This window comes from Streptomyces sp. NPDC005494 (assembly GCF_042872025.1).
In the GTDB taxonomy this organism is placed as follows: domain Bacteria; phylum Actinomycetota; class Actinomycetes; order Streptomycetales; family Streptomycetaceae; genus Streptomyces.
In genome coordinates, this window is the sequence record NZ_JBIAJR010000005.1 from 429073 (window position 1) to 442164 (window position 13092).

General features: G+C 72.3%; 14 protein-coding genes and 2 tRNA genes. 7 read left to right on the top strand and 9 right to left on the bottom strand.

Features of this window, described 5'->3' with window-relative positions:
• Nucleotides 1–96: 96 nt before the first annotated feature.
• From ACFYQ6_RS18330 to ACFYQ6_RS18355, 6 genes are all read right to left on the bottom strand, one after another.
• On the bottom strand, nt 97–1293 hold the full coding sequence (locus ACFYQ6_RS18330) for an MFS transporter (RefSeq protein WP_388763782.1): 1197 nt from the start codon (nt 1291–1293) through the stop codon (nt 97–99).
• A 148-nt stretch (nt 1294–1441) separates the two neighbouring features.
• Nucleotides 1442–2086: a response regulator transcription factor gene (locus ACFYQ6_RS18335; protein ID WP_361582929.1), complete on the bottom strand. Its 645-nt coding sequence runs from the start codon at nt 2084–2086 to the stop codon at nt 1442–1444.
• Nucleotides 2077–3177 (bottom strand): histidine kinase, encoded by a 1101-nt coding sequence (locus tag ACFYQ6_RS18340; protein WP_361582926.1) that lies wholly within the window; start codon nt 3175–3177, stop codon nt 2077–2079. Before ACFYQ6_RS18340 ends, ACFYQ6_RS18335 begins: the two co-directional genes overlap by 10 nt.
• 212 nt (nt 3178–3389) lie before the next feature.
• Nucleotides 3390–4052 (bottom strand): DedA family protein, encoded by a 663-nt coding sequence (locus tag ACFYQ6_RS18345; protein ID WP_361582923.1) that lies wholly within the window; start codon nt 4050–4052, stop codon nt 3390–3392.
• 176 nt (nt 4053–4228) lie between these two features.
• On the bottom strand, nt 4229–4885 hold the full coding sequence (locus ACFYQ6_RS18350) for an SDR family oxidoreductase (RefSeq protein ID WP_361582920.1): 657 nt from the start codon (nt 4883–4885) through the stop codon (nt 4229–4231).
• 34 nt (nt 4886–4919) lie between these two features.
• The gene (locus ACFYQ6_RS18355) at nt 4920–6179 is read right to left on the bottom strand and encodes an amidohydrolase family protein (RefSeq protein ID WP_361582917.1); all 1260 of its coding nucleotides are present in this window, start codon (nt 6177–6179) and stop codon (nt 4920–4922) included.
• Between the two features lie 307 nt (nt 6180–6486).
• On the opposite strand from ACFYQ6_RS18355, the gene ACFYQ6_RS18360 reads away from it, so the two are divergent.
• From ACFYQ6_RS18360 to ACFYQ6_RS18385, 6 genes are all read left to right on the top strand, one after another.
• A tRNA-Thr gene (locus ACFYQ6_RS18360) sits at nt 6487–6559 on the top strand.
• Between the two features lie 45 nt (nt 6560–6604).
• Nucleotides 6605–6677 (top strand) — tRNA-Met (locus tag ACFYQ6_RS18365).
• Between the two features lie 89 nt (nt 6678–6766).
• Nucleotides 6767–6931 carry a 50S ribosomal protein L33 gene (rpmG, locus tag ACFYQ6_RS18370; protein ID WP_003956487.1) on the top strand — a complete coding sequence of 55 codons (165 nt, stop codon included), beginning with the start codon at nt 6767–6769 and terminating at the stop codon, nt 6929–6931.
• 111 nt (nt 6932–7042) lie between these two features.
• A complete protein-coding gene (locus tag ACFYQ6_RS18375; protein WP_388763785.1) occupies nt 7043–7495 on the top strand; it encodes a MaoC family dehydratase N-terminal domain-containing protein in 453 nt (150 codons plus the stop codon).
• Nucleotides 7495–7923, top strand: a complete 429-nt coding sequence (locus ACFYQ6_RS18380; protein WP_361586246.1) for a MaoC family dehydratase — start codon at nt 7495–7497, stop codon at nt 7921–7923. Before ACFYQ6_RS18375 ends, ACFYQ6_RS18380 begins: the two co-directional genes overlap by 1 nt.
• Nucleotides 7924–8067: 144 nt before the next feature.
• Entirely contained in the window at nt 8068–9123 is a 1056-nt protein-coding gene (locus tag ACFYQ6_RS18385) for a UDP-N-acetylmuramate dehydrogenase (RefSeq protein ID WP_388763787.1), read from the top strand.
• A 269-nt stretch (nt 9124–9392) separates the two neighbouring features.
• Here ACFYQ6_RS18385 and ACFYQ6_RS18390 read toward each other — a convergent pair whose 3' ends face one another.
• On the bottom strand, nt 9393–10028 hold the full coding sequence (locus tag ACFYQ6_RS18390; protein WP_361586251.1) for an NAD(P)H-binding protein: 636 nt from the start codon (nt 10026–10028) through the stop codon (nt 9393–9395).
• A gap of 89 nt (nt 10029–10117) precedes the next feature.
• On the opposite strand from ACFYQ6_RS18390, the gene ACFYQ6_RS18395 reads away from it, so the two are divergent.
• Nucleotides 10118–10699, top strand: coding sequence for a TetR/AcrR family transcriptional regulator (locus tag ACFYQ6_RS18395; protein ID WP_361586254.1), 582 nt, complete (start codon nt 10118–10120; stop codon nt 10697–10699).
• Between the two features lie 19 nt (nt 10700–10718).
• Here ACFYQ6_RS18395 and ACFYQ6_RS18400 read toward each other — a convergent pair whose 3' ends face one another.
• Complete coding sequence (locus tag ACFYQ6_RS18400; RefSeq protein ID WP_361586256.1) at nt 10719–11732, bottom strand: adenosine deaminase; 1014 nt, start codon at nt 11730–11732, stop codon at nt 10719–10721.
• A gap of 119 nt (nt 11733–11851) precedes the next feature.
• A complete protein-coding gene (locus ACFYQ6_RS18405; RefSeq protein WP_361586259.1) occupies nt 11852–13078 on the bottom strand; it encodes a pyridoxal phosphate-dependent aminotransferase in 1227 nt (408 codons plus the stop codon).
• Nucleotides 13079–13092 lie beyond the last annotated feature (14 nt).

Sequence of the window (13092 nt, forward strand, 5' to 3'; positions counted from 1 at the left end):
CCGCCCGGACGCGGGCGGTCCAGGGACGAGAGGGGGCGCCGAGACGGGGCCACGGAACGAGAGGTCCGGCGGCCGCAGGCCGGGGATTCGAGCGGTTCACGTCCGCACCCCGCCCGGACGCCGCAGCAGGTAGACGCCCGCGTACGCGACCAGGACCGCCATGCAGGCGATGAAGACCAGCCCGGCATCCTGGAGGCCGATGTGGCCGGACAGGACCCCCACGCCGATCACCGGCAGCGAGATGCCCGTGTAGGCCACCACGAACAGCGTGGAGATGACGGCGGCCCGGTGACGGGCGGGCGACGCCGCCGCGACCTGGGCCAGGGCCGCCCGGAACGCCAGGCCCTGGCCCGCGCCGCCCAGGAGTGCGCTGAGCACCACCAGGGGCAGCAGGTGCCACCACAGCGCCCAGGCGAGCAGTGCGAGCCCGCCGAGGAGCCCCGCGCACCCCAGGGGCAGTGAGCGCCGCTCGCCGATCCGGCCGACGGCCGACTGCCCGGCGATCGAGGCGAAGAAGGCCAGCGCGACGATCAGCCCGCTCACGGCGTGGTTGTCCACGTCCAGGAACTGGGCCAGAAAGGCCGGGCTGACCGACGTGAACACCCCGAACAGGGCGAATCCCACGAAGGACGCGAGTGCCGCCGGCCTGAACACCGCCCGGACCTCGGGCGGCAGGCCCGGCCGCTGGGGCCGGACGGTCTTGAAGGGCCGGCGCTCGGAGACGGTCTCCGGCAGCGCGAACAGGAGCAACGCCGACGCGGCCAGCAGCACAAGGTGCACGACGAACGGCAGGTGCAGTGGCCAGGGTGCGTACTGCGCGAGGAGTCCGGCGAGCAGCGGCCCGCAGCCGAGACCACCCATGTTGGCGGCCGTCGCCACGAAGGCGGCCCTGGGGGAGCCCTTTCCCGGGGCCAGCTCCATCACGTACGCGGTGGCCGCCCCGGTGAACAGCCCGGCGGACAGACCCGACAGCAGCCGTCCCGCGAAGAGCCACCCCAATGCGGTCGCGCACAGGAAGCAGACCGCGCTCGCCGCCGCGCACCCCAGGCCCCAGAGCAGCACGGGGCGTCTGCCCACCGCGTCGGAGGCGTTTCCCGCCAGCAGCAGCACCCCGATGACCCCGAAGGCGTATACGGCGTACACCACGGTCACCGTGAGCTCGGAGAACCCGAGTTCGTCCTGGTAGAGGCTGTAGAGGGGCGTCGGCAGGGTGGTCCCGGCCATGCACACGGCGAACACCGCCCCGCCGATGTAGCAGGGGAGCCAACCCCGGCGTGCAAGGCCACCGTCCATGCGGCCGACGCTATCCCGCGGATCCTCCGGGAAGCCGGAACGCCTCGCGTCATGGGTGCCGGACCGCCCCGTCGCCGCCCTGTCGGCTGCCCTTCCGGCCGAGGACTCCGTACCCGGTCGCGCGGAGAGCAGCGGTCCAGTCGCGGGGCTACGACTCCAGGTATCGCAGGACGGCCAGGATCCGCCGGCTGTGACCGGTGGTGTGCGACAACTCCAGCTTGTCGAACACGGCGTTGAGGTTCTTCTCCACCGCGCTCACCGAGATGTGCAGTTGCCCGGCGATCGAGGTGTTGGTGAGCCCCTGGGCCAGGTGTTCCAGAACACTGCGTTCGCGAGGTGTGAGGCGGGCCAGCGGGTCTCCGTGCGTGGAGCGGATGACCAGCTGCCGGACCACCTCGGGATCGATGGCGGCGCCACCCGCCTGTATGCGCTCCAACGCCTCCAGGAACTCCTCGACCTGGGCGACCCGGTCCTTGAGGAGGTACCCCACCCGCTCGGCGCTGGAGGCCAGCAACTGGGCGGCGTAGTGGCGTTCGATGTGCTGGGACAGGACCAGGACGCCGGTCTCCGGCCACCGCTCACGGATCTCCAGGGCCGCGAGCAGGCCCTCGGTGGTGTGTGTCGGTGGCATCCGGATGTCGAGGACGACGACGTCGGGCCGCCGCGACTCCATCTCCTTCAGCAGGGACACCGCGTCACCGAAGGAGGCCAGGACGTCGTACCCCTCCTCCACGAGGAGGCGTACCAGGCCCTCCCGCAGCAGGGTCGAGTCCTCGGCGAGCATCAGGCGCATGGAAGCTCCGCGGTAACGATGGTGGGTCCCCCCTCGGGGCTGTCGACGTACAGGGTGCCGTCCAGCGCCTCCACCCGGCTGCGCAGACCGCTCAGGCCGACGCCCGCGGGGTCCGCGCCGCCCTTGCCGTTGTCCCGGGTGCGCACGGTCAGCACCCTGCCGTCGAGCACCACGGCCACGGAGACGGCCGTGGCGCCGGAATGCTTGGCCGCGTTGGTCACGGACTCCGACACCACGAAGTACGCGGCGGTCTCCACCGGTCGTGGCAGGGCCCCGCCGACTGCGAACTCCGTACGGACGGGGATGACGCACCGGTCGGACACGCCGCCGAGCGCCTCCTCCAGCCCCAGGCTGTCGAGCCCCGAGGGATAGACCCGCCAGGCCACTTCACGCAGTTCCGCGAGCACGTCCTGCGACTCCTGGTGCGCCTGGCGGAGCAGAGCGCTCGCCTGCTCGGGGTCCCGCCCCCTGCGTGCGCGGCCCAGCAGCATGGCCAGGGCCACGAGCCGCTGCTGGATCCCGTCATGGATGTCCCGCTCGATGCGCCGGCGCTCGGCGTCCACCGCCTGCACGACGGCAGCCCGGCTGCTGGCCAGTTCGCCGATGCGCCGGCGCAGCAACTCCTGCTCGGAGGGGCCGAAGCACTCGCGGGCGAGCCGTCCGTCCAGGGCGAGGAGCGAGCGGAGGCCCTGGAGGTCGAGGAAGAGCAGCACCCCGCCCAGGAGCATCTGCGTCACGAGTTCGTCCCACCGGAGTGATCCCTGGATCGTTCCCCTCAGCAGCAGCCACGCCAGGACGGCGCCGAAACCGAGGAGACCCAGTACGAGACCGCACACCAGGCCGGTGCAGCTGCGCACCGCCAGGTACCGGAGGACCTTCCGGCCGGACGCCTCGTACTGCTCCGGAAAGCGGTCGCCGAAGAAGAGGGACCGGCGGATCCTTTCAAGCCGCGTGAGCCTTCGGGCCCCGGCCATGAGGATGCCGAGGGCGCCGGGCCGGGTGCGCTGCCACAGGAGGAAGGGGCCGAGAGAGAGGGCGGCCGTGAGCAGCGCGAGGAATCCGGCCAGGGCGGTCGCACAGCCGAGGAGCACACCCAGCCCCTGGCGTAACCACGGGAGCGTCCGGGCGGCAGCGTCCGATGCGGAGCCCTCCGGCCCAGGACGGGCCGGGACCTGACGGAGGGTGATGCCTGATGAGGTGTTCCCCTGCACGACGGGGGAGCCTGATGTGGCCGTGAGGGCCGGGCGAGATCGCTCCGCCTCTCCCGGGGGTGGCGCCGTGGCCCGTGGGTGTCCGGGGCGAGTCATGAACTGCGCCGGTGCTGCGCCCGGTTGGCGCCGCGCAGGCGCAGTGTCACGTACGCCGCGAGGGCGACGACCACCAGGACCAGCACGGCCTTGGAAGCGAACCCGACGTACGTCTCCACCGCTTCCCACCGGTCGCCCAGCCAGTAACCGGCCATCACCAGCACCGAGTTCCAGATCAGGCTCCCGAGCGTGGTCAGCGCGACGAAGACGTGCAGGGGCATGCGCTCCACCCCGGCGGGGACGGAGATGAGACTGCGGAAGATCGGCACCATGCGGCCGAAGAAGACCGCCTTGGTGCCGTGCCGGGCGAACCACTTCTCCGTGCGCTCCAGGTCGGAGGCCTTCACCAGCGGCAGCTTCCCCCAGAGGGTGTGCATGCGTTCACGTCCGAAGGACGCGCCGATCCAGTAGAGGACCACCGCTCCCACGACCGAGCCCAGCGTGGTCCAGAACAACGCCGAGGCCAGGCTCAGGACGCCCTGCCCGGCGGCGAACCCGGTCAGCGGCAGAATCACTTCGCTCGGCAGTGGCGGGAAGAGGTTCTCCAGGGCGATGGCCAGACCGGCTCCAGGGCCGCCCATCTTCTCGACGAGCCCGGTGGCCCAGCCCGCTATGCCGCCCGCGGGTTCCTGCGGCAGAGCCGAGTACATGAGTTGCATGGGGTCTCCAAGCCGGTGGGTCGGTCACCTCGGGACGTCTGCCCCGGTCACCCCGACGTTAATGACCGCACCTCGGAGACGGTATGAGGGGACCCACCCGGCCCGGTGCGGTTTTCCGCAGGTGAGGGGCTCCGGGCACCGCTGCCGCGGGTGCACCGGCCGGGAGGGACCGTGCCTCAGTTCCCCGCGACGTCCTTCACCGCCACCGCCACCGGCTTGCTCCCGCTGATCAGCTCCAGCGTGAGACCCGCCGTCGCGGGGGTGTCCAGCAGCTCCACCAGGGTCGCCGCCACGTCGTCACGGGGGACCGGGCCACGGCCCGTGGAGGCGGCCAGCAGGACCTGTCCGGTCCCGGCGTCGTTCGTGAGCATGCCGGGGCGCAGAATCGTCCAGTCCAGGCCGCTCCGGGAGCGTACGTCGGCGTCCGCCTCACCCTTGGCGCGCTGGTAGACGTCGAAGACCTCGTCCCCCCGGTGATCGGGATCCGCGCCCATCGAGGAGACCACGACGTACCGCCGTACCCCGGCCCGTTCCGCCGCGTCCGCGAAGAGCACCGCCGCCCCGCGGTCCACCGTGTCCTTGCGCGCCGACCCGCTGTTCGGGCCCGCGCCCGCCGCGAAGACCGCCGCGTCCGCCCCTCGCAGCAGCTCCGCCACCTCGTCGACGGACGCCGATTCGAGGTCGAGGACCGCGGGCTCGGCCCCGGCGGCCCGCAGGTCCTCACTCTGCTGCGGGTTGCGGATGACGCCCACCGCTTCGTCACCGCGCGCGGCGAGCAGTCGCTCCAGCCGCAGCGCGATCTGACCATGTCCACCTGCAATGACAATGCGCATGCTTCCGACCGTACGCCGGACGGCGCGCTCGTGCTCAAGGCCCGCCGCCCGGGCCGCAGTCGGCTCGGCCCTGACGGGGGAGCTCCAGGGCGGCGGCGCCCGAGTCGCAGTACTCGCGTACGGCGCTCGTCCGCGCCACGACCCGCCCCCGGTGCACCACGATCCTGCTGTACGCGAGCGAGAGCGCCCCGGCCAGCTGGTCACCGCGCACGGCGAGCAGCTCGGCGGGGAAGCCGGCCTCGACGCGCACCTCGGGCAGCCCCAGAGCGGTTCTGGCGGTGGCGGAGACGGCCTCGTAGGCGTCCTGGGGGGAGAGGCCCTGTTGCGAGGCCAGCAGATAGGCGGCCCCCAGCGGGTCGCCCCGGCCGACCGGGGCGGCCTCCTCGCGCAGCGCCCCGCTGCCCGCCGCCACCCGCACCCCGGCGGCGCGCAGCAGCCGCACCGGCGGGGTTCCCCGGAGCCGGGCACCGCAACAGCCGCCCTGGGGGAGGCAGACCAGGGTCACCGCTGCCGCGGCGAGCCGGTCGGCGGTACGGGCCGCCTCGCCCTCCGGAAGCCGCGAGAGGCCCGCACAAGGGCCGAGGCAGAACCCGGGGCGGAGCCCGCGGGCCATGTCGGCCAGCCGCACGAGGCGGCCGGGGTCCTCGCCGTCGGTGTGGAGGTCGACGGGCAGGCCGTGCGCCGAGGCGAGGTCCAGCACGGCTTCGGTGAAGCCGTCCGGGTCGGGGTCGAGGTCGGGGCAGCCGCCGATGGCGTCCGCGCCCATGTCCACCGCGTCGCGGAGGGCGGCGAGGCCGTCGGCGCCCGCGACGCCGGTCAGGACGTGGGGCACGGCCACAGCGGTCAGCTCGGTGAGGCCCCGCAGCGCACTACGGGCCCCCAGGACGGCCTGCAGGGCCCCGAGGCCCGCCACCCGGTCCTGACCCCCACCGGGCCCGCCCTGGCCCCCACCGCGCCCGCCCACGCCCACGTGGGCGCGCAGCGCCGTCGCGCCGTGGCTCAGCTGGAGCAGCGCGGCCTCGGTGGCACGGCGCCGTACGTCGTCGGGGCGGTGGGACGCCGGGCTCCCGGCGGCGGCGGTGAGTGCCGTGTCGGCGTGGAGGTGGGTCTCGGCCGGGGCGGGCAGCAGCAGGTGGCCCCGCAGATCCAGCCGGGTGCCCCGGGTGGTGAGACTGCCGGCCCTGCCGACGGCCTCGATCAGCGGGCCGCCGATCAGCACGTCGACGTTGCGCCCGTCCGCCAGCCTGGCCCCGTGGAGCAGGAGCGCGTCCGCGCCTCTGGGCCTGTCGGGCATGGCTGTGCTCCTGTGGGGTTTCAAGATCACGCGAGGTGCGGCCGAGCCTAGGCGGGCGACCGGCCCGCTCCGGGGAGGGTGGATTAGTCGTACGAAAGCGCCCCCGCTGGGACGGCCGGGGGGACGGCCGCGGAGAGGAGGGCGGGGAGGGCCGGGAGGTGGTCCGCAGGGGCGGTGAACGGGCTGATCAAGGGCCTGATCAGGGGGGTGTTCGCCGAGGCGGAGGGGGGCCGGGGGAAGGGCCGGGGGAGGGCCCGGGAAACGGATTTGGGCGAACGGCGACAGCCGTGTAATGTCTTCCTTGCTCGCCCCAATAGCTCAGTCGGTAGAGCGTCTCCATGGTAAGGAGAAGGTCTGCGGTTCGATTCCGCATTGGGGCTCTGGTGATCGGGTGACCCCGCTTCGGCGGGGAAACTCGGCATCAAAGCGGTGTAGCTCAGTCGGTAGAGCAAGCGGCTCATAATCGCTGTGTCACCGGTTCAAGTCCGGTCACCGCTACTAACGGTAGCCGATTGTGGGGTCGGTCCTTCGATCGGCTACTCTTTTTTGCGTTCATCCGTCCATCCGTCCGTCCAAGGAGCACTCACGTGGCTGCCACCGACGTCCGCCCGAAGATCACGCTGGCCTGCGTGGAGTGCAAGGAGCGGAACTACATCACCAAGAAGAACCGGCGTAACAACCCGGACCGTCTTGAGATGAAGAAGCACTGCCCGCGCTGCAACTCGCACACCGCGCACCGCGAAACGCGCTGAAAACAGGCTCGTACACGAGGCCGTCCCCACTGGGGGCGGCCTCGTGTCGTTGTATTGGGGCCGGGGTGGTTACCCGCCCTATTCGACTTTTGATCAGGAGGTAGCGGGCTCATGGCGCTCGACCAGTCCTTCGTGGGGCGGACCTATCCGCCCACCCCGGCGTACGAGGTCGGCCGGGAGAAGATCCGGGAGTTCGCGGAAGCGGTGGGTGACACCAATCCCGCGTACGTGGACCAGGAGGCCGCCAAGGCTCTCGGGCATCCCGATGTGATCGCTCCGCCCACGTTCGTGTTCGCGATCACCTTCAAGGCCGGCGGCCAGGTGGTGGAGGACCCGCAGCTGGGCCTCGACTACAGCCGCGTGGTCCACGGTGACCAGAAGTTCGCCTACACCCGGCCGGTGCGCGCGGGCGACCGGCTCGCGGTCACGGTGACCATCGAGGCGATCAAGTCTCTGGCGGGCAACGACATCGTGGACATCCGCGGTGAGGTGCACGACGAGTCCGGTGAGCACGTGGTGACCACGTGGATGAAGCTGGTGGCGCGGGCCGCCGAGGAGGCGTGATGACGGCGGGCATTGCTTACGGCGCGGTCGAGGTCGGTACGGAGCTGCCGGCGCAGTCGTTCCCGGTGAGCCGGGCGGCGCTGGTGCAGTACGCGGGCGCCTCCGGCGACTTCAACCCGATCCACTGGAACGAGAAGTTCGCGCGCGAGGTCGGACTGCCGGACGTGATCGCGCACGGCATGTTCACGATGGCCGAGGCGATCCGCGTGGTCACGGACTGGGCCGGCGACCCGGGTGCGGTCGTCGAGTACGGGGTGCGTTTCACCAAGCCGGTCGTCGTGCCGAACGACGGCACCGGCGCGTTGATCGAGGTCAGCGGCAAGGTGGCCGCCAAGCTGGACGACAACCTCGTGCGGGTCGACCTCACGGCGATGAGCGACGGCAAGAAGGTGCTGGGCATGTCCCGCGCCGTCGTCCGCCTGGCCTGACGTACCACCGCCCGTTCCGGGCCGAAGGGCGTCCTCCCCCGGAGGGCGCCCTTCGCGCGGTCCGTGGCCCCTCCCGGCGGGCGCCCTTCGCGCGGTCCGTGGCCCCTCCCGGCGGGCGGGCCCGAGGACCGTACTCTTGTCCCCGTGCAGGAACTCCACGACGCCCCCCTCGCCCCCTTGACCACCTTCCGGCTCGGCGGCCCGGCCGACCGGCTCCTGACGGCCACCACCGACGCCGAGGTGATCGCCGCCGTCCGCGAAGCCGACGACAGCGGCACACCGCTCCTGGTCATCGGCGGCGGCTCCAACCTGGTCATCGGCGACAAGGGCTTCGACGGCACCGCCCTGCGCATCGCGACCACGGGCTTCGAGCTGTCCGGTACGACGCTCGAACTGGCCGCCGGTGAGGTCTGGACCGACGCCGTGGCCCGTACGGTCGAGGCCGGGCTGGCCGGCGTCGAGTGCCTGGCCGGGATCCCCGGGTCCGCCGGGGCCACACCGATCCAGAACGTCGGCGCGTACGGCCAGGAGGTCTCCTCCGTCATCACCGAGGTCGTGGCCTACGACCGGCGCGCCCAGGAGACCGTCACCCTCCCGAACGAAGCCTGCGCGTTCTCGTACCGCCACAGTCGTTTCAAGGCCGAACCCGACCGCTTCGTGGTACTCCGTGTCCGGTTCGCGCTGGAGGACGCCGGAGGGCAGTCCGCGCCGCTGCGCTATGCGGAGACCGCCCGTGCCATGGGCGTCGAGCAGGGCGACCGGGTGCCGGCCGCAGCGGCCCGCGAGACGGTGCTGCGCCTGCGGGCCGGCAAGGGCATGGTGCTCGACCCGGAGGACCACGACACCTGGTCGGCGGGCTCCTTCTTCACCAACCCGATCCTCGACGAGGCGGAGCACGCGGCCTTCCTCGCCCGCGCCAGGGAACGGCTGGGCGCGGACGTCACGCCCCCGGCCTTCCCCGCCGGCGAGGGCACCGTCAAGACCTCGGCCGCCTGGCTCATCGACAAGGCGGGCTTCACCAAGGGGTACGGCACGGGCCCCGCCCGCATCTCCACCAAGCACACGCTCGCGCTCACCAACAGGGGGGCCGCGACCACCGAGGACCTGCTCGCGCTGGCGCGTGAGGTCGTCGCGGGGGTCCACGAGGCCTTCGGTGTCACGCTCGTCAACGAGCCGGTGACGGTCGGCGTCAGCCTGTGACGGCGGGCGGCGGCCCGCGGTAGGCAACGCCTCACCGCGCCCCCGGTTCGGTAGGCGATGCCCATGCCGCCCTGCCTCGCTGCGACCCCCGGTTCGGTAGGCGGTGCCCATGCCGCCCTGCCTCGCTGCGACCCCCGGTTCGGTAGGCGGTGCCTACGGCCCTGCCTCGCCGCGGCCTTCGGTTCGGTAGGCGACGCCTACGCCCTGCCTCACCGCGCCCCCGGTTCGGTGGGCGACACCCACGCCCTGCCTCACCGCGCGCCCCCCGTTCAGTACGCGACGCCCACGCCCTGCCTCACCGCGGCCGGCTCGTCGATCAGCGCCAGCATCGCGTGGGCCACGTCGGCCCGTGCGATGGACCGGCCGCTGCGCGGGGTACCGCCCACGACCGTCCGGTACTTCCCCGTCAGGGGGCCGTCGGTCAGCTTCGGCGGCCGCACCGACGTCCAGTCCGCCGCGCCGGCCGCCAGCGCCGCCTCCATCCGGGTCAGATCGGCGTACACCTCCTTGAGGACCGCGCCGATCACCTTGCGGACCGTCCGGTCCAGCAGCGGGTCGTCCGCCGGTGCGGGGCCGACCGGTGCCGCGCTCACCACCAGCAGCCGCCGGGTCCCCTCCGCCTCCATCGCGGCCAGCACCTGCCTGGTGAGCCGCTCGGCCACGTCGCCGGCCTTCCGGCCCCGGGCGCCGAGGCCGGAGAGTACGGCGTCCCGGCCCGCCACCGCCGCCCGCACCGCCGCCTCGTCGTCCAGCCTCACGACGTCGTCCGGCCCGGCGGTCCTGAGGCCCTCGGGGAGCCGCGCGGGATCGCGCACCACCGCCGTGACCTCGTGTCCCGCCGCGCGTGCCTGCCGCACGATCTCCTGGCCGACGGCCCCGGTCGCTCCGAACACGGTGAGTCTCATGACACATACCCCTTCACAGGTGGGTGAGTATTCACTTACCAATAGGGTGAGTGGGTACTCACCTCTCGTCAAGGTCCGTTGGAGCACGCATGGAAAAGAAGCCGGCCCGCGTCCGCATCGTCGACGCGGCCCACGAGCTCATGCTCGGCATCGGCCTCGCGCGGGCGACGACGAAGGAGATCGCCAAGGCCGCCGGGTGCTCGGAGGCGGCGCTCTACAAGTACTTCAGGAGCAAGGAAGAGCTCTTCGTGACCGTGCTCGGTGAGCGGATGCCCAAGCTGGGGCCGCTCCTGGGGGATCTGGAGCCGGGGGAGGGCGACCTGGAGCGCAATCTCACCGAGGTCGCCCGCCAGGCCGTGCTCTTCTACCAGCAGACGTTCCCCGTGCTCGCCTCGCTGTACGCCGAGCCCCGGCTCAAGCGGCGCCATGACGAGGCGATGCGAGAGATGGGTACTGGGCCCCACCGGCCGATCGAGGGCCTCGACGCCTATCTGCGCGCCGAACAGCGGGCGGGCAGGGTCAGGGCCGACGCCGACACCTACGCGGCCGCCTCACTGCTCCTGGGGGCCTGCTCCCAGCGTGCCTTCGCCTACGAGGCGGGCGGCGCGCCCCTGCCGCCGGACGACTTCGCCTCGTCCCTCGCGCGCACCCTGCTGGGCGGGATCAGCTAGCGGGCCAGGCCGGCCGGGATCAGCCGGCGAGCCAGGCGTCGATGCCGGCCAGCAGCTTCTCCCGCACCTCGTCCGGCGCCACCGACCCCCGCACGGACTGGCGCGCCAGCTCGGCCAGTTCCTCGTCGGTGAAGTCGTGATGGCGGCGTACGAAGTCGTACTGCGCGGCGAGCCGGGAGCCGAAGAGCAGCGGGTCGTCCGCGCCCAGCGCCATCGGGACCCCCGCGTCGAACAGAGTGCGCAGGGGTACGTCGGCGGGCTTCTCGTAGACGCCGAGCGCCACGTTGGACGCCGGGCAGACCTCGCACGTCACGCCCCGCTCGGCCAGCCTGCGCAGCAGCCGCGGGTCCTCGGCCGCCCGTACGCCGTGCCCGATACGGGCCGCGTCGAGGTCGTCCAGGCAGTCCCGGATGCTGGAGGGGCCCGACAGTTCCCCGCCGTGCGGCGCCGCGATCAGACCGCCCTCACGGGCGATGGCGAAGGCGCGGTCGAAGTCGCGGGCCATCCCGCGGCGCTCGTCGTTGGAGAGCCCGAACCCGATGACGCCCTGGTCGGCGTAGCGCACGGCGAGCCGGGCCAGTGTGCGGGCGTCCAGCGGGTGCTTCATCCGGTTCGCCGCGATCACCACCCGGATCCCCAGACCGGTCTCACGGGCCGCACTGTGCACGGCGTCCAGGATGATCTCGATGGCCGGGATGAGCCCGCCGAGCAGCGGGGCGTACGAGGTCGGGTCGACCTGGATCTCCAGCCATCCGGAGCCGTCCGCGACGTCCTCCATGGCCGTCTCGCGCACCAGGCGCTGGATGTCCTCGGGGGTGCGGAGGCAGGACCGGGCGATGTCGTAGAGACGCTGGAAGCGGAACCAGCCGCGCTCGTCGGTCGCCCGCAGTTTCGGCGGTTCACCGCCGGTCAGTGCCTCGGGCAGGCGCACGCCGTACTTGTCCGCCAGTTCGAGCAGGGTCGTGGGCCGCATCGACCCGGTGAAGTGCAGATGCAGATGGGCCTTGGGCAACAGCCGTACGTCACGCTCCATTGAAGGATCTTGCCGCATCCGAAGGGCGCCGCGGTACCCGGATCCCCTTGTGAGTTACCCCTCGAACAAAAAAAGTGGCCCCCGGCCGGACCGGGAGCCACCTCGGTTCACCGCACGGATCAGTCGCGGGCCTCGCCCAGCAGCTTCTGGATCCGGGAGACGCCCTCGACGAGGTCGTCGTCACCCAGGGCGTACGAAAGCCGCAGGTAGCCGGGCGTACCGAAGGCCTCGCCGGGCACGACGGCGACCTCGGCCTCGTCCAGGATGAGCGCGGCCAGCTCGACGGAGTCCGCCGGGCGCCTGCCGCGGATCTCCTTGCCGAGCAGCCCCTTCACGGACGGGTACGCGTAGAACGCCCCCTCCGGCTCGGGGCAGAGCACGCCGTTGATCTCGTTGAGCATGTGCACGATCGTCTTGCGGCGCCGGTCGAAGGCGGTCCGCATCTCGGCCACCGCGTCCAGCGAGCCGGAGACGGCGGCCAGCGCGGCGGCCTGCGCGACGTTGCTGACGTTGGAGGTGGCGTGCGACTGCAGGTTGGTCGCGGCCTTCACGACGTCCTTCGGGCCGATGATCCAGCCCACGCGCCAGCCGGTCATGGCGTAGGTCTTGGCGACGCCGTTGACGACGATGCACTTGTCACGCAGCTCGGGCACCACGGCCGGGAGCGAGGCCGCCGCCGCGCCGCCGTAGACCAGGTGCTCGTAGATCTCGTCGGTCATCACCCAGAGGCCGTGCTCGACGGCCCAGCGGCCGATCGCCTCGGTCTCGGCCTCGGTGTAGACGGCGCCGGTCGGGTTGGACGGCGACACGAACAGGACGACCTTGGTGCGCTCGGTGCGCGCTGCCTCGAGCTGCTCGACGGAGACCCGGTAGCCGGTCGTCTCGTCGGCCACCACCTCGACCGGGACACCGCCGGCGAGACGGATCGACTCGGGGTACGTCGTCCAGTAGGGGGCCGGGACGATGACCTCGTCACCCGGGTCGAGGATCGCCGCGAAGGCCTCGTAGATGGCCTGCTTGCCGCCGTTGGTCACCAGGACCTGGGAGGCGTCGATCTCGTACCCCGAGTCGCGCAGCGTCTTCGCCACGATGGCGGACTTGAGCTCGGGGAGCCCGCCCGCCGGGGTGTAGCGGTGGTACTTCGGGTTGCGGCACGCCTCGACGGCGGCCTCCACGATGTAACCGGGGGTCGGGAAGTCGGGCTCACCGGCGCCGAAGCCGATCACCGGACGCCCGGCGGCCTTCAGGGCCTTCGCCTTGGCGTCGACGGCGAGGGTGGCGGACTCGGAGATCGCACCGATGCGGGCCGAGACCCGGCGCTCGGACGGAGAAGTTGCAGCGCTCATGGCCCCCATGCTCG

Coding starts and splice junctions, on each gene's coding strand:
- ACFYQ6_RS18330 (WP_388763782.1), bottom strand. CDS start 1,293: ATGGACGGTGGCCTTGCACGCCGGGGTTGGCTCCCCTGCTACATCGGC.
- ACFYQ6_RS18335 (WP_361582929.1), bottom strand. CDS start 2,086: ATGCGCCTGATGCTCGCCGAGGACTCGACCCTGCTGCGGGAGGGCCTG.
- ACFYQ6_RS18345 (WP_361582923.1), bottom strand. CDS start 4,052: ATGCAACTCATGTACTCGGCTCTGCCGCAGGAACCCGCGGGCGGCATA.
- ACFYQ6_RS18350 (WP_361582920.1), bottom strand. CDS start 4,885: ATGCGCATTGTCATTGCAGGTGGACATGGTCAGATCGCGCTGCGGCTG.
- ACFYQ6_RS18355 (WP_361582917.1), bottom strand. CDS start 6,179: ATGCCCGACAGGCCCAGAGGCGCGGACGCGCTCCTGCTCCACGGGGCC.
- ACFYQ6_RS18375 (WP_388763785.1), top strand. CDS start 7,043: ATGGCGCTCGACCAGTCCTTCGTGGGGCGGACCTATCCGCCCACCCCG.
- ACFYQ6_RS18380 (WP_361586246.1), top strand. CDS start 7,495: ATGACGGCGGGCATTGCTTACGGCGCGGTCGAGGTCGGTACGGAGCTG.
- ACFYQ6_RS18390 (WP_361586251.1), bottom strand. CDS start 10,028: ATGAGACTCACCGTGTTCGGAGCGACCGGGGCCGTCGGCCAGGAGATC.
- ACFYQ6_RS18395 (WP_361586254.1), top strand. CDS start 10,118: ATGGAAAAGAAGCCGGCCCGCGTCCGCATCGTCGACGCGGCCCACGAG.
- ACFYQ6_RS18400 (WP_361586256.1), bottom strand. CDS start 11,732: ATGGAGCGTGACGTACGGCTGTTGCCCAAGGCCCATCTGCATCTGCAC.
- ACFYQ6_RS18405 (WP_361586259.1), bottom strand. CDS start 13,078: ATGAGCGCTGCAACTTCTCCGTCCGAGCGCCGGGTCTCGGCCCGCATC.